The organism is Acinetobacter rongchengensis (assembly GCF_003611475.1).
In the GTDB taxonomy this organism is placed as follows: Bacteria; Pseudomonadota; Gammaproteobacteria; order Pseudomonadales; family Moraxellaceae; genus Acinetobacter; species Acinetobacter rongchengensis.
In genome coordinates, this window is the sequence record NZ_RAXT01000001.1 from 260349 (window position 1) to 281980 (window position 21632).

Sequence of the window (21632 nt, forward strand, 5' to 3'; positions counted from 1 at the left end):
AGTGACCCAATATTTTAAAATACTTATATTTAAGCAATATTTAAGCACTTTTATTTAAAAAATCAGTATTTAACAGATTAAAAATCCATTCATACTCCACATCTCGAATCATGACTTTAATTTTCAAACCCGCTGGTAATTGATTCATATCATTTGTATTTTCACTTGGCCAACGCTCTAATTCATTTGGATTTAATACATCAATTTGAAATTGCTCAACATCAGTCAATAATACACTCGACAAAGGTTGCTCTGAACGTACCCGATTAAGATTTGAATATTTTAAACGATATAATTTTTTTTCTTGTTGATTATAACGATACTCAACACGCTCATAAGGCGATATGCCTTGTTTAAGCGGATCCGTGACACCTGCTTTACTAAAGGATAAACGCTGATTGTCTAACGTTACAGCAGGTTCCATAGTCCCCCCATTGTTTGCTGTAATGGGGATCATTTGTAGAGTATCTCGTTGAATTTGTTGATAAGCACTTTGTAATTGACCTAAATTTTCTTCATGCATTGCATTACGGTCTTTCACCTTGATCAAATAATCAAAAATTTTCCAGCCTAATGCTGAAAGTACTGCAAAAATCGCGATCGCTACCAATAGTTCGATTAAGGTAAAACCAGATCTTTTCGATACATCAGATTTACTCGATTCATATGGGAAAGTTTGATTATTTTGCATCTGTACATTCACGATTGTTTTTCTTTTATAGGGTAATTAAAAAACACCATATTGGTGATGCCCGCTTCGACTTTACCCGTATCTTGATTAAAAAGACTGACTTGCACATCTATTTTTTGTACATCTGGGCTAATGGTCGCTTCCGCTGTCTTATCCACCTGCCACGTTTCGCCTTGGGATGTAATTTGTTTAGAAGATGTTCCCGTTAACCATTCTTTATTAATGATCATTTGAGAAATTTCATTCTGTGCAACAAACTGTGCTTTGGTTCGTAAAATTGAATTGGCTGTAGATTGTGTATATTGCATTGCCACTTTAGTGAGCGCCATTGCTGCAACTGCAAAGATTGCCAATGCAACAACCACTTCGATCAGCGTAAAGCCTTTATTTTTCTTCATCTACTTTACCCAAATAATCAACACGTATCACGCCACCCACAGGGTTTTGATCATAATACATTTGAATCGTGACAGGCTTCGCCTCACCATTGCCAAACCAAATTAATTTCGGTGCATTATTTCCCAATAAATCTGTATTATTTGCATTTTGAAATTGATGATCTGCGCTATCTATCACAAATGACACATGATCTGGCAAACTGCGTTTTTGAAAATCAACTACTTCTTTCCAAGGCTTATTTTCAACCACTTGAATTGGAGATCGTGTATCTGAACGTGCAGGAAGATACTCAATAATACCGTATTGTGCCGCAGTCACATCCGTTGCATTTTGCAAATCTAAAGCATAAATACGAGACTGATCATTCGCTTCACGGTTGATTTGTTTTAAATCAAGCAACAACATTTCACGTGCTTGCATCGCTTTACGTTGATCCAAACCATCGATATTGAGCACAATTAATGATGCAATAATACTGATAATCACGATAACAACCATCACCTCGATTAAGGTAAAACCTCGAACTGTGTGAGATGATGGCAAAGATTTCATTTAAATTATGCAACCTGCTCAGAAGATTGCGGATGCTTCGGTATCGCTAAGGCTTGATCAATCAGTGCAACGCGCAATGTGTCACGACAACCTAGATAGCGTTGATAAAAACTTGAATTAAGAATCGCCGCAGCACCGTGGGTGATTGACCAAATCGATGCCAAATAATCGCGTACACTCATTAAACTTTGAATTGATTCTAAATAACTTTCGGTCATTCGAATAATCAGACGGAGACGCTGTTTACGTATTTGATAAAGCTCATTAAATAGATGATAGATCCCCTGCCCAGTGGTAGACAAACGCTCTTCTATTTGATGGAACAATACAGCTCTTTCAGGATGGTGTAAGTGATGCAACATAAAAAAAGCCAAATGTTCTGGAAATGCTTTTTCAGTGTCTTTAATCATTTCCAATAACATGCGTTCATTACGAATAATTAACAACATGTACAATTCATCTTTACTTTGAAAATGTTTATAAAGTGTTCCTTTTGCGAGATCTAGTTCAGCAGCGAGCGCATCTAAAGTCATCCCCGCTTCACCATTTTCTAAAAGCAATTGTTCAGCCACCTGAAAAATTAACGCTTCTCTTGCTCTAAATTGAGCCTGTCGATCCATCTTCACCCGATAAACTCTCTTCTTTATTGTATCCGTTAATCATTTGCCTACAACGCAAGCCAATTATGCAATATCAGCAGACGCTTCATTAGTTTTGTTTAAGCAGATTTTCAAAATTTTGTGTGGTAATGAAAGCCATTTCCTCTAGTGATTTACCATATACATCACTTAAGGCTTTAGCGACATAAGGAACATACTTAGGTTCATTGGTTTTACCGCGGTATGGCATAGGTGCTAAATAAGGACTATCCGTTTCGATCAAGACTCGATCTAGTGGGACTTGTTTTGCTACATCTCTTAAGTCTTGAGCGTTTTTAAAAGAGACTATTCCTGAAAAAGAAATGTAATAACCACAATCCAGTACGGCTTTTGCAGTTTCCCAGTCCTCGGTGAAACAATGTAAAATTCCATGGGTAGATTGCTCAGCTCGAATTAAATCTACAGTATCATGCTTGGCCGAACGTGTATGCACAACCACAGGTTTTTTTACAATTTGCGAAGCATGAATATGCCGCGCGAAACATTGTTTTTGTTCAGCAATAAATTCTGTACTGTGGAAATAATCTAAACCTGTTTCACCCAATGCCCAAGCTTTGTCCGCTTGCGCCAACTCAACCAGCTTTTCAACTGTTGCACGTTGCATGACTGTTGGATCTTCACAAGGATGCACACCAACACTATAACCGACATCTGTATGCCGTGCTGCAATTTCAGCAAGAGCAATATGATCATCCAAATCTACAGAAATTCCCATAAATTTTGAGACCCCCCCCTCACGAGCTTGTTGCAATGCTGCATCAAGATTTCCATTATATGGGCTTAAATCCAACATCGTGAGATGGCAATGCGTATCAACAAACACAATCTTTCCTAAATAATTTTACAAATAATGCCGAGGCGTCTTACATGGTAAAGTTGGGACGGTCTAAAGACATACTTCCTGCAAGCATTTTTTCTGCTTCCATTTTGTAATACATGCCTTTTTCACCTGACAATTGAATTGCAAAGCCTTGTGGTTTAATCCCATTTTGCTTTTGAGAAATCCAAATGACTTTTCCAGTTAAAGGTACTTTTTGTGATTGATCTGGTAATCCTGCCAAAACAAACACTTCATCACCCATTTTTACGACTTGTTTAGAGGGAACAAATAATCCGCCACCCTGAATATAAGGCATATAACTGGCTTGTAATGTCGCGCGATCATTAATATTCACCTGAATTAAACCGTTCATACGTGGTGGTTGCATGATTATTTCCCTTTCATATTCAAATGTTATGACACATTCATCAACTGAATTGATAATTGATCAATAATTAGATTGGTTTGTACATTCTGTTCTACTTTCAACTTGGATTTTTGCAAATCCTCATACATTAAAAATAAATTTTGCAAGCTATACTGCTCAGCAATACGGCTTAGATCTATATCATCATTTTTAACTACTTGATTCAGCTTGACACAAATTATATCCGACAACAAGTATTCAAACATCTGTAGAAAATCAGAAAAGCTTAATTCTTTATTCCACTTGCTTGCAAACTGTAGTGGCATACTCTTTTGTACAACCAGTTTTTGCCAATCCTGCAAAAATTCTGCACGGCGATTTAACCAATCTAACTGAGCAAGAGACAAAGCCTGTAACGGCATGTCATTTGATAAATTCAGTAGTAATGGAATTTTTGCATGCATTTCAGCAGGAAGAGACTGTTTTAAATATTGTTCCGATTGATTAGGTGTAATACGATCCATTGCAAAATGTTGTAAACGGCTACGAATCGTTGCAGGAAGTTTCAGATAATGATCTGCCAATAGAATAATCAGCACACGCTCGCCTGGTTCTTCGAGTGTTTTTAATAAAGCATTGGCTGAAGCAGTATTTAAGGCTTCAGCGGGTTCAATCACAATGACACGCCAACCATCTACGGTTTGTTGTACAAAAGGCAATAGATCTCGAATCTTCTCAATCTTAATTTTGGCATTTTGTTTTTTATTGTCTTCATCCGTTGTGATATTGACATAATTAGGATGGGTATCTGATTTCAACCACTGACAACTGCTGCACTCACCACAAGCACCGATAGCCGTTTTATTTAAACATAGCACCCAAGACAAAAAATGTTGTGCAAAGGCATGTTTACCACACCCTTTTTTGCCATAGAACAATAAGCCATGTCCCAATTGAGGGAAACGCCCTGTAAGCGTTTCCCAAACAGGCTGTTGCCATGGATAAACTTGAGAGTGCGTAACATCCATTGATCATTAACCTACTAAAACTATTATTTAAAATCACAATTCATGCAAACAAATAGTATCATTTATACCCAAAAAAGATGATGATTCTATTTATGCAAAGGATGATATATCCATGGCATTTAAACGATCTAAATCAGCCTGCGTATCCACACCTGGTGGTAAGTTGACTTGCGCAACATCAATTGCAATACGATGACCATTTTCCAAGACCCGTAATTGCTCTAGGCTTTCCAATTGTTCTAAAGTCCCTACATCCCACGTGACATATTCTTGCAATAGTTTCACACGATATGCATATAGCCCCAAATGACGATAAGCATGTTGATGTAACTTTTGCTCTAGCTGCTTAACACCTTCACGATCATAAGGAATCGTTGCACGACTAAAATAGAGGGCTTCATTGAACTTTGACATCACCACTTTTACAATACTATCACGTTGAAATTCTTCAAGTTGATGTATCGGCTCGCATAAGGTTGACATTGAACAATGAGGTTTTTCTTCCAATAATTTCGCGACTTGAATCACCAGTTCGGCAGGCAGCAAAGGTTCATCGCCCTGTACATTGACAATAATATCGTCCTCCATCCAACCTTTCATTCGCGCAACTTCGCTTAAACGGTCTGTGCCCGAAGGATGGTTTGGACTGGTCATCACGACATCAACGCCTTCCGCATGACATAAATCCACAATACGTTGATCATCTGTAGCAACACACAAGTCATCAAAGCCTTGTACTTTTCGAGCCTGATCAACTACTCGTAAAATCATGGCACGGCCGTGGATGTCTAAAAGTGGCTTTCCGGGTAAGCGTGAGCTTGCAAAACGAGCAGGAATAACGATATGTTTCATCTAATAACCTTGTATTAAATCAATACCAAGCTGAGTAAGTTGTTTATTAAGTAACTGATAACATTGTTCAGATAATACCGCTTCAACTGGCACGATCCAAATTTCACGATTAAATGAAGGATGATTTTTCAATAAAGGTAGTAGTTTAACAGCATCTTTTTCAGTTGTGATAATTGGTGTTAAATCTTCAAATTGTAAGTCATCAATTTCATAATCATAATGATCTGGAAATTCATGGCATTGGAACTGGTGTACACCAATACTTTCTAAAGTATCGTAAAAGCGTTGCGGAAAACCAATCCCCACCACCGCATAAAAATCTTGATTTGCGTCAAATCGTTCAGATTGATCAAAAAGTGGATTGAGTAAATAGGGTTCTGCGACTTGCAAATGCATATTTAGTTCGGATTGCGGATGTTGTGCATGCTCAATTACCGTACTGTGCTTTAAACGACTTACAGGTTCACGTAGGTAGCCTTCTGGTAATATTTTCTGATTACCTAAACCACGATTATTGTCCAAAACAATCCATTCTATCTGACGTTCCAAGGCCCAATGTTGTAAACCATCATCACTAATGATCAGGTCTAAATCATAGTGCTTAATCAACAGTTCAATGGTTGCTTGGCGGTTACCACCAACCGCCATTGGAACATTGGTGGATTGAACAATCAAACAAGGTTCATCTCCCACAACATCGGGAACAGATTCCAAATTGACTAAAGCTGGAAATGGGCCTTGCCCACCATAGCCACGGCTAATGACACCTACTCGAACTTGATGTTGCTGGAGATATTTAACCAACTGGATTAATAAAGGAGTCTTACCACTACCACCAACGGTAATATTACCAATAATCATCACAGGAACTGGCGCTTTAAATTTGCGCTTAAGTCCGATCTGATATAATTTTTTATTGAGGGTAAACCCAAACTGATAAAGCCATGACAATGGACGCAACACAATCAACCACTTGGCTTTTTTATTCCAAGCATTTTGAATGATTTGCGCAATAGCCATGTACAATTATTCCTCAAAATTACGTTGATGAAGCTGATAATAAGCACCTTGTTGTAGCAACAACTCAGCATGTGTACCTTGTTCCACTATACGCCCTTTATCCATCACTACAATCAAATCCGCATTTTCAATGGTTGATAAGCGATGTGCGATAACGATCGTGGTGCGGTCTCCATCCTGCATTGCTGCATCAAAAGCTTTCTGAATAAAATGCTCAGACTCATTATCCAAAGCACTGGTTGCTTCATCCAAAATTAAGATTGGTGCATCTTTTAAAATTGCACGAGCAATCGCAATACGTTGACGTTGGCCACCCGACAAACTCAAGCCTTGAGCGCCTAGGGGCGTATCATAACCTTGCGGCAAAGCCATAATAAACTCATGTGCATAGGCTGCTTTTGCAGCTGCAATCACCTGCTCATCCGTTGCATTACTCAATTGCCCATAAGCAATATTCTCTCGTACTGTTCTGTCAAACAGCACCACTTGCTGATTGACCATGGCAATCTGAGAACGTAAACACGTCAGTTCGATATCTTGAATTGGAATTTGATCAAGATAGATTTGCCCAGCACTCATTTCTTGAAAACGCACTAACATATTCACTAATGAAGACTTTCCTGCACCTGATCGTCCAACTAATGCAACCGTTTGTCCTGCTTGAATATCTAAATTAAAATCCTGTATGGCTTTAACATCACCCTTATAATCCAAGTCTACATGCTCAAATTTAATCGCACCATGTAAAGTCGGTTGCAGTGTTCCTGTATTCTCTTCCTGAGGCAAATCTAACAATTCAAATACAGAATAGGCAGCAGCCATTCCACGTTGTAACTTTTCATTAATATCCGTCAAGCTTTTTACTGGTTTAGCCAACAAACCTGCTGCGGTAATAAATGCAACAAACTCGCCCGCCGAAGTATCCCCTAAAATTTGTGGACGCAATGCCAACCAAATGATGATACTCAGTGCAACGGCCATCACCAACTGTACGAGTGGGCTATTTAGGTTTTGCACAACAACCATTTTTAAGCCACGTTTTAAGTTTTCTTGAGATGACTTATAAAAACGTTGCTGTTCACTTTCCTCACCCGCAAAGCTTTTGACCACGGCATTTCCACTGACCGTTTCTTGCACGATGTGATTGACATCACCCATGGTATTTTGCACTTGCAAAGAAAGTTTGCGTAAACGCTTAGACGCTTTACGTACCAACACACCAATAAGTGGAACAAAAATAAAAATACACAGTGTTAAACGCCAATTGGTATAGAGCAAATAGCCCATTAAACCAAGTGTAATTGCACCATCACGAACTAGAATCTTTAATGATTCTGATGAGGCAGCAGTCAACTGCTCCACGTTGTACATGATTTTTGCGGTGATATGACCTGATGAATTGTCTAAATAATATTGAGATGGAAGTTTTAAAAGCTTAGCGTAAATTTCTTGACGAATACTAAACACCAAACTTCTAGAGATGACTGCTGTAAAGTAGCCCCCCATAAACAAACCGAGACCACGGAAGAAAATAAGCAATACAATTAAAACGGGGAACCAATCCAAATCACCACGGTTACCCCCTTGAATTGCATCAATAATAAATTTAAGTAACTTCGCAACAGAAACTTCCGTCGCTGCATTAATTCCAAAACCGACAACAACGAATAAGGCTATTCCCCAATATGGCTTTAAATACGATAAAAGGCGAATATAGACCTTAAAATCTTGTTTCACTGATTAATAACCTCGGGATGGAACTTTAGTACTAATATTGATATTAACGAAGCCTAGTTGCCCTGCGACATCCATAACACGTATAACATCTTGATGTGTTGCCTTTGCATCAGCAGCAATGATAAACATCAGATCACGACGATCGTTGGCAGCTTGTTTAATTGCAGTGCTTAAATCTGCACCCTCTTTACTCGAAAGTGCCTGACCATTTACAGCATAATGTCCTGTTGAGTCTACCATGACTTCAATCTTGTTTTGATACTCTTTTGGTGGAACACCTTGTGCATCTGGTAACGATAAGTTAATACGACTCTGCTGATTAAACGTCGTTGTGAGCAACAAAATAACCAGAATAAACAGCAAGCAATCAATCATCGGTGTGAGATTGATATGAATATCTTCAACCGTTTTACGTCTAAATTTCATCTAAACACCTCTTATGAATGATTAACCAGCTTTCTTCTGATCTTTTTCATGGTGTTTTTGAAAAAATAATGCGGCATGAAATAAAGTTGCTTGTTGTTCCAACTCAGCTACATATTCTTGAACCAAACGTTGAAAATAACGATACGCAAATAAAGCAGGAATTGCGATCACCATCCCTGCCGCAGTCGTAATCAATGCTTTGGAAATCCCTGGAATCATCATGGTTGGATTTGCCGTAGAACCTAAATCAATCACCAAAAACGATTCAATAATCCCGACAACCGTGCCCAATAAGCCCAATAATGGTGCCACAGCGCTCAAGGTACCTAGAAAATTAATATTTTTTTCTAAATAGCCAATTTCACGTGATGCCGTTGCTTCCATTTGCGCTCGTGCATAATCCTCACCGTAAGAATAAGCATCTATTCCATCTTTAAAAATATAACCCAACGAGCTTTGACCCGCAGACTTATCCTGTTCTATCACATCTAGAACATCGTCTAAACTACGCCCTTTTTGCATCATTAATGATTTAGGCAGAACCAAAGACCGCTTTAACCGTATAAACCTCTCAATCGAGATTGCAACAGTAAAAATTGAACATAAAACCAATGGCAGCATTAACCAGCCACCTGCCTTTACAAGTTCCCACATCTTCAGTTCCCCAATTTTATAAAATCGTTTAAAAATTATTGTTCTGCTAAACAGATATTTAAAATACCGTCTAATTCATCCAATGAATTATAGCTAATGACCAATTTCCCTTTGCCTTGCTTGTTGTAATCTAATTTCACACTTGCACTAAAACGCTCAGACAACTTTTGTGTAAGCTGTTGCACATCAGGTGCTTGAGGATGCTTAGGTTTTTCCTGTTTCGGTTCGTTCCAGTCACGAACCAATTGCTCGGTTTGACGAACTGATAAGCTTTTTTCAATGACAATTTTAGCAATTTGCAATTGATCTTTAGCTTTCATGGTCAAAATTGCACGGGCATGCCCCATATCAATCTGACCTTGTTGCATCAATTCTTTGATTTCTTCTTCAAGACTCAATAAACGCAGTAAATTGCTCACGGTTGTACGTGCTTTACCAACAGTATCGGCAATTTCTTGATGACTTAAGCCAAATTCTTCATGGAAACGTTGCAATGCCAATGCTTGATCAATCGGATTTAAATCTTGGCGTTGAATATTTTCAATTAATGCCAATGCGATTGCCACTTGATCTGTTAAATCACGAACAATCGCAGGAACTTCGGTCAACCCAGCTAACTGTGCAGCTCGCCAACGACGCTCACCTGCAATAATTTCATAAGCAAATTCTTCATCATCTACAGGACGAATCACGATTGGCTGCATCACACCATGCTTTTTGATCGATGCTGCAAGCTCTTGCAAATCCTGCTCATTGATAAAGCGACGAGGTTGATATGTCCCGCGCTTCAATTGAGTCACATCAATTTGCTTGAGTTGACCATGATCAAGTGCCTGAACTTCAAGCTGTAATTTTTCTTTTTGGATTGAACCTAATAATGCATCTAAGCCACGACCCTTCGCCAAGCCTCTTTTTTTAACGGTCATGCTTTACTTCCTTTTTTCACTTTACTTTTTTTCAACATTTCAGCTGCTAAATTTAAGTACGCAATTGCACCTTTAGAGCTTTTTTCAAAATATATAATCGGTAAACCATGTGCAGGCGCTTCTGCCAAACGCACATTTCTCGGGATCACTGTATCATAAAGCTTCTTCCCGAAATATTGTTCCAACTCTGTCGAAACATCACGGGTTAAAGCATTACGTGCATCATACATCGTACGTAGGACACCAATGATTTCTAAATCAGGGTTGAGTGCTTGCTGAATCTTATCAATGGTTTGAGTTAGATCTGCCAAACCTTCCAAAGCATAATATTCACATTGCATTGGAATCATCACACTCTGCACAGCAGTCAAAGCATTGACTGTGATTAGACTTAAACTTGGCGCACAATCAACAATGATATAGTCAAAATCTTTTTCAATTTTTTTTAGTGCATCACGAAGAATGAACTCACGACCTTCTTGTTCAGCAATCACCAACTCCACACCAGCTAAATCACGATTAGAGCCTAAAACTTTATAACCCACTTCTGCTTTAGTGATCGCCGTTTCAATCGGTGTTTCACCCAATAAAACATCCGTTACAGAATATAGTAAATCATTTTTTTGAATACCTGACCCCATTGTGGCATTGCCTTGAGAGTCCATATCCACCAATAACACACGTTTTTTTAAGACTGCCAAAGATGCAGCCAAATTCACTGCTGTCGTGGTTTTACCGACGCCACCTTTTTGGTTTGCGATAGCAATAATTTGAGCCATGGTAATCCCAATCCTTGTCTATTTTCTAAATTTGTTTTAATAAAAGTAAGTGACGTTGTTCATCTAGTCGTGGTACGTGCAACTCAATAATGTCGCAACTGAACTGATCTTTTAACGCATCAACTTCATCACTTGGAATCAATCCTTTCATAGAAGCAATAATACTGTTTGCATGCATATAAGGTTGTGAAGCTGCAACAAAATCAGTTAATGATGCAAAAGCTCGACTAGTAATTACATCAAATTGACCCAGTTCGTTAATGCTGTCTTCATTTTCAACACGTGTCTGAACTGCAATCACATTTTTTAATTTTAGATCGGCAATAAACTGTTTGAGAAAACGAATTTTTTTACCATTTGAATCTAATAACACACATTGGCGCTCAGGTTGGCATAATGCAATGATCATTCCAGGCATCCCCCCACCTGTACCAATATCCAGTAAACGACCTGCTGGCAAATCATTTAAAATACTCAAACTATCCAATAAATGTTTTACCAACATTTCTTTTGGCTCACGAATCGCTGTTAGATTATAAGCTTTGTTCCACAACACAAGTGCATCTTGGTATTGCAACAACAATCCCAATGCTTCATCACTTAGTTTTAAGCCAAGCTTTTGGCTGCCTTGCTTTAACTCTTGAAAAAATGGATGCATAATCAAATAACATCTCTAAAAAATTAGCTGGAAGTATACCGATTTCTAGCCCGTGGAACAGTAGTTAACGATGAGTTAATATGCACTTAAGCAGATTTATCTGTACTTATAATGCAGTTAACCCCCACCCAACTCATGCTTCAGCAAAAACACCCTGACGAATTTGTAAATCTAAAGCCGTTAAACGCTCTGGTGTACCGACATCAACCCAAGCTGCCTGCATTTTTTCAGCAGAAATTTTACCCTCTAACATAGCTTGTTTAAGCAATGGTGCAAGTGGTCGCTTACCTGTTTCTAAACCATCAAACATTTTGGGATGAATCACTGCAACACCGCTATAAGTCAGGTTCTCACCTTGCTTTTCCTGTTCAAAAGTATAAGCCCGATCCTCTAGCAAGGTAAAATCACCGTTTGGATGCTGTTCAGGATTGCTTACAAAAACCAAGTGAGCTAAATCATCGCCCAAATCTACATTTAATAATGAAGCAAAATCAAAAGTCGTCCAAACATCACCATTGACCAAAATAAAGGGTTCAACGCCTAATAATGGTAATGCGTTGATAATTCCACCAGCTGTTTCTAAGCCTTCGTCTTCACGTGTCCAGCGAATGGTTACTCCGAACTGCGAACCGTCACCCAAAGTACCGATTAACTGATCCGCTAACCATGCAGAATTAATCACAATTTCCGTTACACCAATGGCTTTTAACTTTTCGATATGCCATACGATCAATGCTTTCCCACCCACTTCTAAAAGTGGTTTAGGTCGATATAAAGTCAAAGGTCGCATGCGATTGCCCAAACCCGCAGCTAAAATCATTGCCTTCATTATGCTACAACCTCATATTTTCCATATTTTTCTTCAAATTTAGGCAACACTTTAGCATTGATAAATTGCATAAAAGGTTGTAATTCTGCATATGGTTTCGATTCTTCAAGTAAATACCACATCACACGTGGTAAATCTTTAAGGTAACCTGACTTACCATCACGTTCAAATAAACGCACAAATATGCCTAAAATTTTGATATGACGTTGAATCGCCATCAGATCTGCATCACGTTTAAACTGTTCAAAATCACGATCTTGTTTTGCAGTTGCAGGAAGTAAGTTATAAAACACTTTAAACCATTGATAAACTCGTTCTGCGTTCCACTGCACATAAGCATCACGTGTAATCGAAATCAAATCATAGGTATCTGCACCAATCACGGCATCCTGAAAATCAATCACACCTTGCTCAGTTTCACCCGCCAAAATCATCAAATTACGGCTATGAAAATCACGATGTACAATGACTTGAGGCTGTGCCAAAGCTGCATTGGCAAGAATCGCGAAAGTACGTTTAATTAACGCAAGTTCTTCTGAGGTTGCTTGGATTTGTAATGAAGGCAATAACCAATCCGTCAACAGTTCCATTTCCGAAATGAGCTTTTCATATGTATATTCAGGTAAATGCGAATCCCCAGCGATTGATTGTAATTGCACCAATTGCTTAAAGCTTTGTGCATAATGCGCATCTACTGTTTGATCATTCAACTGTGTCGACAGCAACACATCACCAAAATCTTCCAACAATAGGAAACCATTTTCTAAATCTTTAGCAATAATATGTGGGACACGTACGCCATTTGTGTCAAAGAACTCATCAATAGACACAAAAGGACGACAATCTTCCTTCTCAGGAGGTGCATCCATAAGCATAAATGTTTTATTATTCAATATAATTCGTGCATAACGACGGAAACTCGCATCGCCTGCTAAAAAATGGATTTCAAATTGTTCTGAATTGAGTACTGATGTTAACCATGTTTGTATCAATTGTTCACGTTGTGTATTCATTTGCAATTTAATCTAATTCAGGCTGAATTTTTGAAGTGCTAAGTGTAGCTACTTATCGACTTTTTCTCTATGATGCGACAATAATTAATTGCGATTAGCATATTTGGTTAATGAGACAAATGAAGCATCAGTTTAAATTTAATCCTTTAGCGACTGCTATTTTGACACTTCTTTGCGGAAGTTCAGTATCCAGCTATGCAGAATCGACAAATACTGCCTCTGAAGTCAACAATACGCAACTCAATGCTGCCATTAAAGAAAGTTATGCAGGGCAAAACTTCTTTGAACAATATTATGTCGATAAAAATAGCCCTGAAGCGCAATTACGCGACACTAAAAGTCCAAATAATCGTTATTGTGAAGGGGTTTGGATTACCCCATTCAGCAGTGCGTCTAAAGCTGTAGATCCTCAAGATGGTTCATCTGTCATCACCGCTGATCGAGGCTATTACAATCCGAATGGTGACTCGATACTTTCAGGTGATGTGGTGATTGACCAATCTGGACGTATGATTCGTGCAGATGAAGTTACTTTGGATAAAACACAAACTTTTGCCAAAGCCAAAGGTAATGTGCAGATGGCGCAAGGTGGCATCATTGCACAAAGCGATCAGATTGATTACAACCTAAAAGATGAAACAGGCCAATTAAACAATAGTTTTTATATTGCTGAAGTTACGCATGCACATGGTTATGCCAATAAAATCGAAAGAACTTCTCCAACTAAAATTATTTTAGAAAATGCCAGCTATACCACTTGCCCGCCTGATGAAAAACCAACGTGGAAAATTCAAGCCAATCAAATTGAATTGGACCAAGATACGGGGCGTGGTGTAACTCGTGGTACTAAACTTTATGTTAAAGATGTCCCTGTTTTAGCTGTACCGTATTTCAATTTCCCAATTGATGATCGTCGTACCACGGGTTTATTGAGCCCTGGTTTTGGTTTTACCAATGATGGTGGTTTTGAACTGGCTGTGCCTGTTTATTTGAACCTTGCACCCAATTATGACGCAACAATTACACCAAGATTGATCACAGATCGTGGCATCTATGCGCAAGGTGAATTCCGCTATCTGACGGAAAATTATGGTAGAGGTAGCGTTTGGGGAAGTTATCTTCCATCAGACCGTGAATATAACGATGAAGATCGTAAAGACTTCCATTTTTTGCATAATTGGCAAATTAACAATCAATGGACAACTAATTTTGAATATAACTACGTATCAGACAAAGACTTCTTTTCTGATCTAGACAACAACCCAAACTCTCGCACAGAACTTAACCAAAGACGTGCATGGGAATTAAATTACGCACACGGTATTCCTGGCTTAAAAGCGCAGTTAAAAGTCGAAGATTTCCAGACTTTGGATGATACGATTCAAGATGTTGATAAACCATATGCGCGATTACCCCAATTTTTATTAAATTATGTGACGGGTAATCCGCAAGGCTTGGAATACGAATTTAATAACGATACTGCTTACTTCCAAAAAGATATCAATGATGCAACAGATATCAGTCAGCCAAGTGGTACTCGTTTATATAACCAATTTGCAACACGTTATAATTTCCGTAATCCATGGGCATTTGCGATTCCAGAAGTTTCTGTCCGTAGTTTAAATACATTCTACGACCAAGAAACGGAACAAAGACTCGGCTCAGATAATAAAACCAAGTCTATCGTGGTGCCTCAATTCACTTTAGATACAGGCTTAACCTTTGAAAAAGAAGGTAAATTTTTACAAACGATTACACCACGTGCATTCTATGCTTATGCACCATATAAGAATCAAAAGGACAATCCTAACTTTGATTCGACCTCCGCATCGATCAGTTATGATCAATTATTTAGCCCATACCGCTTTTATGGACATGACCGTTTAGAAGACAATAACTTTTTATCTTTAGGTTTAAGTTATAGCCTCTTTGATACAGTCGGTTTAGAACGTTTACGTGCCAGTATCGGACAAAGTTACTATTTTGATGATCGTCGGGTTACTTTGCTAAACAGCACCGATAATATCGATACAGAAAAACGTACAGGACCTATCATTAGTATTTCAAGTCAACTTTCTCAAAGTTTCACTTTGAGCACCAATTCGGCTTGGATGTCAAATGGTGATAGCGCTCAACATGACTTCCAGCTGTATTACACAGGTGAACAAGGCAATCTTTACAATGTCGGTTATTTCTATAGAAATAACCTTCCAGATCGTCAAGATAAGTACGATCAGGCTGTTGCATCATTTATGCAACCGATTAAAGACAATTGGCGCATCATGGGACATATTCAGTATGACCTTGATAATCATGTCGCACGTGAATATCTACTCGGCGTGAATTATGAGTCTTGTTGCTGGGGTGTTTCTGTCTATGGTCGCTCTTATTTCAATGATCTAGACGATGTAACTGATTCTTCTGTCTCACCTAAACGCGCAGTGATGGCGGAACTAACCTTAAAAGGACTGGGTGGTTTAAACAACAAATTAAGCTCATTACTTCAAAATCGTATTTTAGGTTTTGACAAAGCTAATCAATCTTGGACACATTAATGAAGACGCAAAAATTTAAAAATTTGTTTAAAGCTTCAAGCTTGGCTTTATTCATCTCAGCTTCTACTTTTTCTTATGCTGCACCAAGCGATCAAATCATCGCTATTGTTGGTACAACTGCAATTTTAAAAAGTGATTTGGATCAAGGTGTTGCTGAAGCTACACATAAACTTCAAGCACAGAAAAAAGAAGTGCCACCACAAAATATTTTACAAGTTCAAGTTTTAAATCAACTCATTACACGTGATGCACAATTAGAACTTGTTAAAAAATACGCTTTAAAAGCAGATGAAAAAAGCTTAAATGAAGCTGTTTTAAAAATTGCGCAACAATCAGGTTCAAACTCATTAGAAGCATTCCAGCAAAAATTAGATTCTGTTGCACCAGGTACATACGAATTATTGCGTAATCGAGTTTCTGAAGACTTATTAATTCAAAAACTTAGCCAACAACAAGTAATGTCACGTATTAAAATCACTGATTTAGATGTTGAAAACTTCTTAAAATCACCTGAAGGTCAAGCTGCAGTTGGTAGTCAGGCACATGTGCTACATATGCGAATTGCAGGTGATGCACCTGTTGCTGAACTTGAGAATGTAGCTAAATCTGTTCGTACTGAGCTAAAGGACAGTAACGATGCCAATGCTATTGGTAAAAAATTTACCACAGCTCAAATTAAAGTGGATGGCGCAGACATGGGCTTCCGTCCATTATCTGACATCCCTGCTGAACTTGCTGCACGTGTGAGTACACTACAAGCAGGACAAACGACAGATTTAATTAAAGCTAAAGATGGTATCCATGTCTTAAAGTTGATTGAAAAAAAATCCAACGATCAAAAAGCCTTGATACCACAGTTCAATACTCGTCATATTCTGATCAAAACCTCGGAAGTGGTTAGTCCTGAAAATGCCAAACAAATGATCGACAGTCTGTATAATCGTTTAAAAGCGGGTGAAGATTTTGCTACCCTTGCTTCAACCTATTCAAATGACCCTGGTTCAGCACGTGATGGTGGTAGCCTTGGTTGGGTTAGCCCAGGCATGATGGTGCCTGAGTTTGACAAAACAATGCAAAACGCCACTGTAGGCGAAGTAAGCAAACCTTTTGAGACACAATTTGGATGGCATTTACTCTTGGTTTCTGAAACACGTCAACAAGATATGACCAGCGAATACCAAAAACGCATGGCACGCCAAATTTTAGGTGAGCGTCAATTTGAATCAGAATTTGACAGTTGGTTAAGAGAATTACGTGCAAATACCTATATCGAAATTAAAGATCCAAGCTTAGACCCTAAAAAGAACGAAAGCTAAAATCTAAATGTTAAAAAACCAGTTATTTCAACTGGTTTTTTTAACACTTTAATCTAAGCTATCAAAACCTGACGACAATAACGTACAAATACCTAACCTGATTGAACAATGAAACGTACCGACTGATTGGATCAGAGACAACTTATTTAAACAAAATAATCTCTTTGCATCCTAATTGATCAGAGCTTCCATTCAACATCAACTGTTTCACCTAGATCAGTGCCATCGTAATTATTTTTGTAATGGAAAGTGCCATATAACGTGAATAGTGACTTACTTATTCATTTTATTTACAGCTATCTCTATTTTTTTATTGCACATATTCTCTACTGATGTACCCCCAAGAGTGATCACCAACAAAATTTAAACCGTGTTCTACATAGCACCTTAAATCTCTCTAATGCCTTGCTAAAAAGCCATATCAGCGCATATTTTTGAATAAACCAGTGTTATTTGAGTACTAACTTTTATTCTCATAGCGTCATTTTATATTCAACCTAAGTCATGACGGTTTAAACTCAAACACAATCAAAAATAAAGCATAAAAAAGACGCCAATTCGGCGTCTTTTTATACAATCAGATTCTACAATCAAAAATTAACGATTGTTTTCATCATCTTGTGAATCTTCAAACTTAGTTTCACCACCGAAGTCACCTTGACCACCGAAGCCACCTTGACCACCGAAGCCACCTTGACCGCCGAAGCCACCTTGACCGCCGAAGCCACCTTGACCACCGAAGCCACCTTGACCACCGAAGCCGCCTTGGCTACCGAAACCACCTTGACCACCAAAACCGCCTTGTTGGCCACCGAAGCCGCCTTGTTGACCGCCAAAGCCGCCAGCTTGACCACCAAAGCCACCCGCAGCGCCTTGAGCACCAGCAGGAGCGCCAGCAGGACGTGGATTACGTGCAGGAACTACAGTTGAAATTGCATGCTTATAAACCATTTGGCTTACAGTATTTTTCAACAAAACCACATATTGGTCAAAAGATTCAATATGACCTTGCAGTTTGATACCGTTTACTAAAAAAATAGAAACAGGAATACGTTCTTTACGGAGAGAATTTAAGAACGGATCTTGTAAAGTTTGACCTTTAGACATTTTATACTCCAAAAAAAATTTTAAAATCAGCGCAAAAACTATCTTTATTTTTCAATTAAAATTTATAAAAAAGATAGTTGTTAAATTTTGCTTTATCCGTATAAGTTTCGCAAGTCTTCTTGCGCCTGCTTTATCGTAAAAAAAGTTTTAAATTGATGTAATTCTTGCAAAGAACGTAACCAAGTGTATTGACGTTTGGCTAATTGTCGTGTTGCAAATAAAGCCTTATCACACATTTCTTGGTAATTTTCTTGATGCTTATCACTGTTTTTTAAGAAATCAATAGCTTGACGATAACCAACGGAGCGAAAAGCAGGCAAATTTTCATCGGGATCGTATTTTTTCATAAGATTCTCCACCTCATTTAAAAATCCGATTTCCCACATTTTTTCCAAACGCATCTCAATACGTTTATGTAATTCTACACGGTCTGGTAGCAAAGCATAATTATGAAAATTGTAACGATATGGTTGCTTTTGAGGTTGTTCTGCTTGTAGTTGTGTAATTGGACGCCCAGTAATCTTATAAACTTCCAGAGCACGAATAATACGCTGCTTATCACTCACCTTAAATTTTTCACCTGCCAGCGAATCTACAGCTTTTAACTCATCATAAACTGCTTGCCAACCTTCGGTTTCACCTTTTAACTCAATCGCAGCGCGAATATCATAATCAGCACTGGGTAAGTTTGATGCTAAACCTTCCAGCAATGCTTTAAAATATAACATCGTTCCACCGACCAAAATCGGTGTTTTGCCACGTGAGTGAATGTCATCAATCAAACGACAAGCATCTTCAACAAACTCTGCTGCGGAATAGACTTCAAGCGGCGTAATAATATCAATCAAATGATGTGGATAACGCGCTTGTTCTGCTTTTGAAGGTTTCGCTGTACCAATGTCCATATCTTTAAAAACCAGCGCAGAATCAACAGAAATTAGCTCATAATTGCCCTGCTCATATAGTTCACATGCCAAAGCCGTTTTACCGCTTGCAGTAGGCCCCATTAAATTGATGACAGGCAATTGATTTGACATGTACAACTACTCTCCTCGAGCAAATAATTTATCTAATTGTGCCAATGGAAATGCACGCCATGTCGGACGGCCGTGATTACATTGACTCGCAAATTCTGTTTGTTCCATTTGGCGCAATAAAGCATTCATTTCAGAAAGACTCAGTACACGATGCGCTCTCACCGCACCATGACATGCCATCCCAGCTAAAATATGATCACGCTTTTGTTGTAAAGCTTGAGCTTCATCGTTTGGATCTAAATCATTGAGTAATTCAGGTACAAGTGACTCAAAATCAGCCTTATGCAATATGGCAGGTACACCTCGGACAATGACTTGGTCATCACCATATTGGTCTATATCTAGCCCTAATCTTTCTAACTGCGGTTTTAATTCATCAATACGTGTGGCCTGCATTCGGGTAATCGAAATTACTTTTGGAATCAGTAACTGTTGCGAAGTCCAAAACTCAGGTTTATCCCATGCCAATTTCATTTGTTGTAATAAAATTCGCTCATGCGCTGCATGCATATCAACAATAATTAAACCTTCCGTATTTTGTGCAAGAATATAAATTGCATGTAACTGAGCAATCGCAATCCCCAATGGGTATTCATCTATTGGAGAAACCACTTGCTGCGCAATCGCTTGCACTGAACGATTATAGGATTCTTGATCAGTTAAAGCCTGCGAGTTATTTTCTGCACCTTGTATTGTGTGGTCATATTCTCGTAAAGGCGCCAAATAACTTTTTAGTGCATTATTCAGTTGCTGCGTACCTTTGTACTGCTGCTGATTTGGATGCGTCTGATAATGCACAGTTTGCGGTTGTTTTGAATTAAAGTCTGTTAAACCATCATGGTGAAATTGATTTGTATGCAAACCATCTGCATTGCTTAGGCTATTTTCAACGTGGACATCAGTATCACCCTGTAACTGAGTTGTGTCACGATGTAATTGAAATTGCTCTTGATAACGCGGTTGTGGGACTTGCCACGCTGAAGCTTGCTCATCCTGTTTCATTGCAGAAGACAGTTCAGCTGTTGCTGTTTGGAATTGAGCGAGCGTTTCTTTAGCATAGTGACGTACAAATTCATGTACTTCACGTTGATTCAGAAATCGAATTTCATGTTTCGTAGGATGTACATTGACATCAATATTTTCAGGATCAACTTCTAAAAACAATAAATAAGCAGCGTGTTGATGACCATGTAAAATACCGTCATACGCCATACGTAACGCATGTGAAATGGTTTTATCTTTGACAATACGACCATTCACATATACATATTGCAAGTCAGCTTGCGCACGTGCATCTGAAGGATGACCTAACCAACCCGATAAACGCATATTGATACTATCTGCATCAATCCAATAGGCATTTTCAGTAAATTGACGACCTAATAATTGCTGCACACGCTGAAAGCGCAATTCACCACTGTCAGCGATAGGTAAATTAAGGCGAATATTTTCATTATGTTCCAATACAAAACGGATATCGAAATGCGTTAACGCCATTCGGCGTACAATTTCTTCGATATGCCCAAATTCTGTGCTGGGCTTTTTTAAGAACTTACGTCGAGCAGGAACATTAAAAAACAAATCCTGAATACGAATATGTGTACCTTGCGGTGCAGCAACGGCTTGAATAGCTTGATGGTCGAATGCCGTACCATTCACTTCAAGTTGATAACCAATACCCGAATCGTCTTGGCTGCTGGTTAATGTCAGTCGCGAAACGGCTGCAATAGAAGCCAATGCTTCACCACGAAACCCCAAACTAACAATCGCTTGCAACTCTTCTGCAGATTGGATTTTACTGGTGGCGTGGCGTGTCACAGATAATGCAAGATCTTCGGCATGAATACCACGCCCATTATCAATGATTTCAATCAGCGTACTACCGCCCTGTGCAACGCGAATGATCAGTTCTGTTGCACCTGCATCGATCGAATTCTCAAGCAACTCCTTCACCACAGAAGATGGGCGCTCAATCACCTCTCCTGCTGCGATCTGGTTTGCCAGTGCTGGATCTAAAGTCTGGATACGTCTTGAACTGATATTTTCTCGCTGCATACAATCAACCTAAATCATAATGATTCTGAAAAATGATCAAAACCTGATCAATCTTCATAACGTTGTATTCTATAAATCTTATGTACTCTGTACGAATAGGTACTTCAAACTATTGAATCGGTTTGCTTCAATCGAATTTAATTTATTTAAAA

22 protein-coding genes are annotated in these 21632 nt (G+C 38.6%); 2 read left to right on the top strand and 20 right to left on the bottom strand.

Annotated elements, in window-relative coordinates:
• Positions 1-40 precede the first annotated feature (40 nt).
• From gspJ to D7V20_RS01345, 17 genes are all read right to left on the bottom strand, one after another.
• Positions 41-691 carry a type II secretion system minor pseudopilin GspJ gene (gene gspJ / locus D7V20_RS01265; protein ID WP_120382573.1) on the bottom strand — a complete coding sequence of 217 codons (651 nt, stop codon included), beginning with the start codon at positions 689-691 and terminating at the stop codon, positions 41-43.
• Positions 692-699: 8 nt separating this feature from the next.
• Complete coding sequence (gene gspI / locus D7V20_RS01270) at positions 700-1089, bottom strand: type II secretion system minor pseudopilin GspI (RefSeq protein WP_120382542.1); 390 nt, start codon at positions 1087-1089, stop codon at positions 700-702.
• Positions 1076-1642 (bottom strand): prepilin-type N-terminal cleavage/methylation domain-containing protein, encoded by a 567-nt coding sequence (locus D7V20_RS01275; RefSeq protein WP_120382543.1) that lies wholly within the window; start codon positions 1640-1642, stop codon positions 1076-1078. Before D7V20_RS01275 ends, gspI begins: the two co-directional genes overlap by 14 nt.
• A 5-nt stretch (positions 1643-1647) precedes the next feature.
• Positions 1648-2262: a TetR/AcrR family transcriptional regulator gene (locus tag D7V20_RS01280; protein WP_120382544.1), complete on the bottom strand. Its 615-nt coding sequence runs from the start codon at positions 2260-2262 to the stop codon at positions 1648-1650.
• Positions 2263-2350: 88 nt separating this feature from the next.
• A complete protein-coding gene (locus D7V20_RS01285) occupies positions 2351-3124 on the bottom strand; it encodes a TatD family hydrolase (RefSeq protein ID WP_120382545.1) in 774 nt (257 codons plus the stop codon).
• Between the two features lie 40 nt (positions 3125-3164).
• Positions 3165-3509, bottom strand: coding sequence for a PilZ domain-containing protein (locus D7V20_RS01290; RefSeq protein WP_120382546.1), 345 nt, complete (start codon positions 3507-3509; stop codon positions 3165-3167).
• A gap of 26 nt (positions 3510-3535) precedes the next feature.
• A complete protein-coding gene (locus D7V20_RS01295; protein WP_120382547.1) occupies positions 3536-4516 on the bottom strand; it encodes a DNA polymerase III subunit delta' C-terminal domain-containing protein in 981 nt (326 codons plus the stop codon).
• A 90-nt stretch (positions 4517-4606) separates the two neighbouring features.
• Positions 4607-5368: a 3-deoxy-manno-octulosonate cytidylyltransferase gene (gene kdsB / locus D7V20_RS01300; protein WP_120382548.1), complete on the bottom strand. Its 762-nt coding sequence runs from the start codon at positions 5366-5368 to the stop codon at positions 4607-4609.
• Positions 5369-6388, bottom strand: coding sequence for a tetraacyldisaccharide 4'-kinase (gene lpxK / locus D7V20_RS01305; protein WP_120382549.1), 1020 nt, complete (start codon positions 6386-6388; stop codon positions 5369-5371).
• A gap of 6 nt (positions 6389-6394) precedes the next feature.
• Positions 6395-8125, bottom strand: coding sequence for a lipid A export permease/ATP-binding protein MsbA (msbA, locus tag D7V20_RS01310; RefSeq protein WP_120382550.1), 1731 nt, complete (start codon positions 8123-8125; stop codon positions 6395-6397).
• A gap of 3 nt (positions 8126-8128) precedes the next feature.
• Positions 8129-8551: an ExbD/TolR family protein gene (locus D7V20_RS01315; RefSeq protein ID WP_120382551.1), complete on the bottom strand. Its 423-nt coding sequence runs from the start codon at positions 8549-8551 to the stop codon at positions 8129-8131.
• A gap of 21 nt (positions 8552-8572) precedes the next feature.
• Positions 8573-9205, bottom strand: a complete 633-nt coding sequence (locus D7V20_RS01320; RefSeq protein WP_120382552.1) for a MotA/TolQ/ExbB proton channel family protein — start codon at positions 9203-9205, stop codon at positions 8573-8575.
• Between the two features lie 35 nt (positions 9206-9240).
• Positions 9241-10131, bottom strand: coding sequence for a ParB/RepB/Spo0J family partition protein (locus D7V20_RS01325; protein ID WP_120382553.1), 891 nt, complete (start codon positions 10129-10131; stop codon positions 9241-9243).
• Complete coding sequence (locus D7V20_RS01330; protein ID WP_120382554.1) at positions 10128-10910, bottom strand: ParA family protein; 783 nt, start codon at positions 10908-10910, stop codon at positions 10128-10130. Before D7V20_RS01330 ends, D7V20_RS01325 begins: the two co-directional genes overlap by 4 nt.
• A 25-nt stretch (positions 10911-10935) precedes the next feature.
• Positions 10936-11568: a 16S rRNA (guanine(527)-N(7))-methyltransferase RsmG gene (gene rsmG / locus D7V20_RS01335; RefSeq protein WP_120382555.1), complete on the bottom strand. Its 633-nt coding sequence runs from the start codon at positions 11566-11568 to the stop codon at positions 10936-10938.
• 133 nt (positions 11569-11701) lie between these two features.
• Positions 11702-12397: an N-acetylmuramate alpha-1-phosphate uridylyltransferase MurU gene (gene murU / locus D7V20_RS01340; protein ID WP_120382556.1), complete on the bottom strand. Its 696-nt coding sequence runs from the start codon at positions 12395-12397 to the stop codon at positions 11702-11704.
• Positions 12397-13410 (bottom strand): aminoglycoside phosphotransferase family protein, encoded by a 1014-nt coding sequence (locus D7V20_RS01345; protein ID WP_120382557.1) that lies wholly within the window; start codon positions 13408-13410, stop codon positions 12397-12399. Before D7V20_RS01345 ends, murU begins: the two co-directional genes overlap by 1 nt.
• A 119-nt stretch (positions 13411-13529) precedes the next feature.
• On the opposite strand from D7V20_RS01345, the gene D7V20_RS01350 reads away from it, so the two are divergent.
• Together D7V20_RS01350 and D7V20_RS01355 are read left to right on the top strand one after the other, a co-directional pair.
• Positions 13530-15965, top strand: a complete 2436-nt coding sequence (locus D7V20_RS01350; RefSeq protein ID WP_120382558.1) for an LPS-assembly protein LptD — start codon at positions 13530-13532, stop codon at positions 15963-15965.
• Positions 15965-17281 carry a peptidylprolyl isomerase gene (locus D7V20_RS01355; RefSeq protein ID WP_120382559.1) on the top strand — a complete coding sequence of 439 codons (1317 nt, stop codon included), beginning with the start codon at positions 15965-15967 and terminating at the stop codon, positions 17279-17281. Before D7V20_RS01350 ends, D7V20_RS01355 begins: the two co-directional genes overlap by 1 nt.
• Before the next feature lie 597 nt (positions 17282-17878).
• On the opposite strand, the gene hfq is transcribed toward D7V20_RS01355, so the two are convergent.
• The 3 genes from hfq to mutL all read right to left on the bottom strand — a co-directional run bounded on the left by hfq (position 17879) and on the right by mutL (position 21480).
• Positions 17879-18388 (bottom strand): RNA chaperone Hfq, encoded by a 510-nt coding sequence (gene hfq, locus D7V20_RS01360; protein ID WP_120382560.1) that lies wholly within the window; start codon positions 18386-18388, stop codon positions 17879-17881.
• Between the two features lie 92 nt (positions 18389-18480).
• Positions 18481-19425 carry a tRNA (adenosine(37)-N6)-dimethylallyltransferase MiaA gene (gene miaA / locus D7V20_RS01365; protein WP_120382561.1) on the bottom strand — a complete coding sequence of 315 codons (945 nt, stop codon included), beginning with the start codon at positions 19423-19425 and terminating at the stop codon, positions 18481-18483.
• A gap of 6 nt (positions 19426-19431) precedes the next feature.
• Positions 19432-21480: a DNA mismatch repair endonuclease MutL gene (gene mutL / locus D7V20_RS01370; RefSeq protein ID WP_120382562.1), complete on the bottom strand. Its 2049-nt coding sequence runs from the start codon at positions 21478-21480 to the stop codon at positions 19432-19434.
• Positions 21481-21632: the final 152 nt, after the last annotated feature.

Coding starts and splice junctions, on each gene's coding strand:
- rsmG (WP_120382555.1), bottom strand. CDS start 11,568: ATGCATCCATTTTTTCAAGAGTTAAAGCAAGGCAGCCAAAAGCTTGGC.
- D7V20_RS01325 (WP_120382553.1), bottom strand. CDS start 10,131: ATGACCGTTAAAAAAAGAGGCTTGGCGAAGGGTCGTGGCTTAGATGCA.
- D7V20_RS01280 (WP_120382544.1), bottom strand. CDS start 2,262: ATGGATCGACAGGCTCAATTTAGAGCAAGAGAAGCGTTAATTTTTCAG.
- D7V20_RS01315 (WP_120382551.1), bottom strand. CDS start 8,551: ATGAAATTTAGACGTAAAACGGTTGAAGATATTCATATCAATCTCACA.
- kdsB (WP_120382548.1), bottom strand. CDS start 5,368: ATGAAACATATCGTTATTCCTGCTCGTTTTGCAAGCTCACGCTTACCC.
- lpxK (WP_120382549.1), bottom strand. CDS start 6,388: ATGGCTATTGCGCAAATCATTCAAAATGCTTGGAATAAAAAAGCCAAG.
- D7V20_RS01295 (WP_120382547.1), bottom strand. CDS start 4,516: ATGGATGTTACGCACTCTCAAGTTTATCCATGGCAACAGCCTGTTTGG.
- miaA (WP_120382561.1), bottom strand. CDS start 19,425: ATGTCAAATCAATTGCCTGTCATCAATTTAATGGGGCCTACTGCAAGC.
- D7V20_RS01275 (WP_120382543.1), bottom strand. CDS start 1,642: ATGAAATCTTTGCCATCATCTCACACAGTTCGAGGTTTTACCTTAATC.
- D7V20_RS01345 (WP_120382557.1), bottom strand. CDS start 13,410: ATGAATACACAACGTGAACAATTGATACAAACATGGTTAACATCAGTA.
- mutL (WP_120382562.1), bottom strand. CDS start 21,480: ATGCAGCGAGAAAATATCAGTTCAAGACGTATCCAGACTTTAGATCCA.
- D7V20_RS01355 (WP_120382559.1), top strand. CDS start 15,965: ATGAAGACGCAAAAATTTAAAAATTTGTTTAAAGCTTCAAGCTTGGCT.
- D7V20_RS01350 (WP_120382558.1), top strand. CDS start 13,530: ATGAAGCATCAGTTTAAATTTAATCCTTTAGCGACTGCTATTTTGACA.
- murU (WP_120382556.1), bottom strand. CDS start 12,397: ATGAAGGCAATGATTTTAGCTGCGGGTTTGGGCAATCGCATGCGACCT.
- D7V20_RS01330 (WP_120382554.1), bottom strand. CDS start 10,910: ATGGCTCAAATTATTGCTATCGCAAACCAAAAAGGTGGCGTCGGTAAA.
- D7V20_RS01320 (WP_120382552.1), bottom strand. CDS start 9,205: ATGTGGGAACTTGTAAAGGCAGGTGGCTGGTTAATGCTGCCATTGGTT.
- gspI (WP_120382542.1), bottom strand. CDS start 1,089: ATGAAGAAAAATAAAGGCTTTACGCTGATCGAAGTGGTTGTTGCATTG.
- gspJ (WP_120382573.1), bottom strand. CDS start 691: ATGCAAAATAATCAAACTTTCCCATATGAATCGAGTAAATCTGATGTA.
- D7V20_RS01290 (WP_120382546.1), bottom strand. CDS start 3,509: ATGCAACCACCACGTATGAACGGTTTAATTCAGGTGAATATTAATGAT.
- hfq (WP_120382560.1), bottom strand. CDS start 18,388: ATGTCTAAAGGTCAAACTTTACAAGATCCGTTCTTAAATTCTCTCCGT.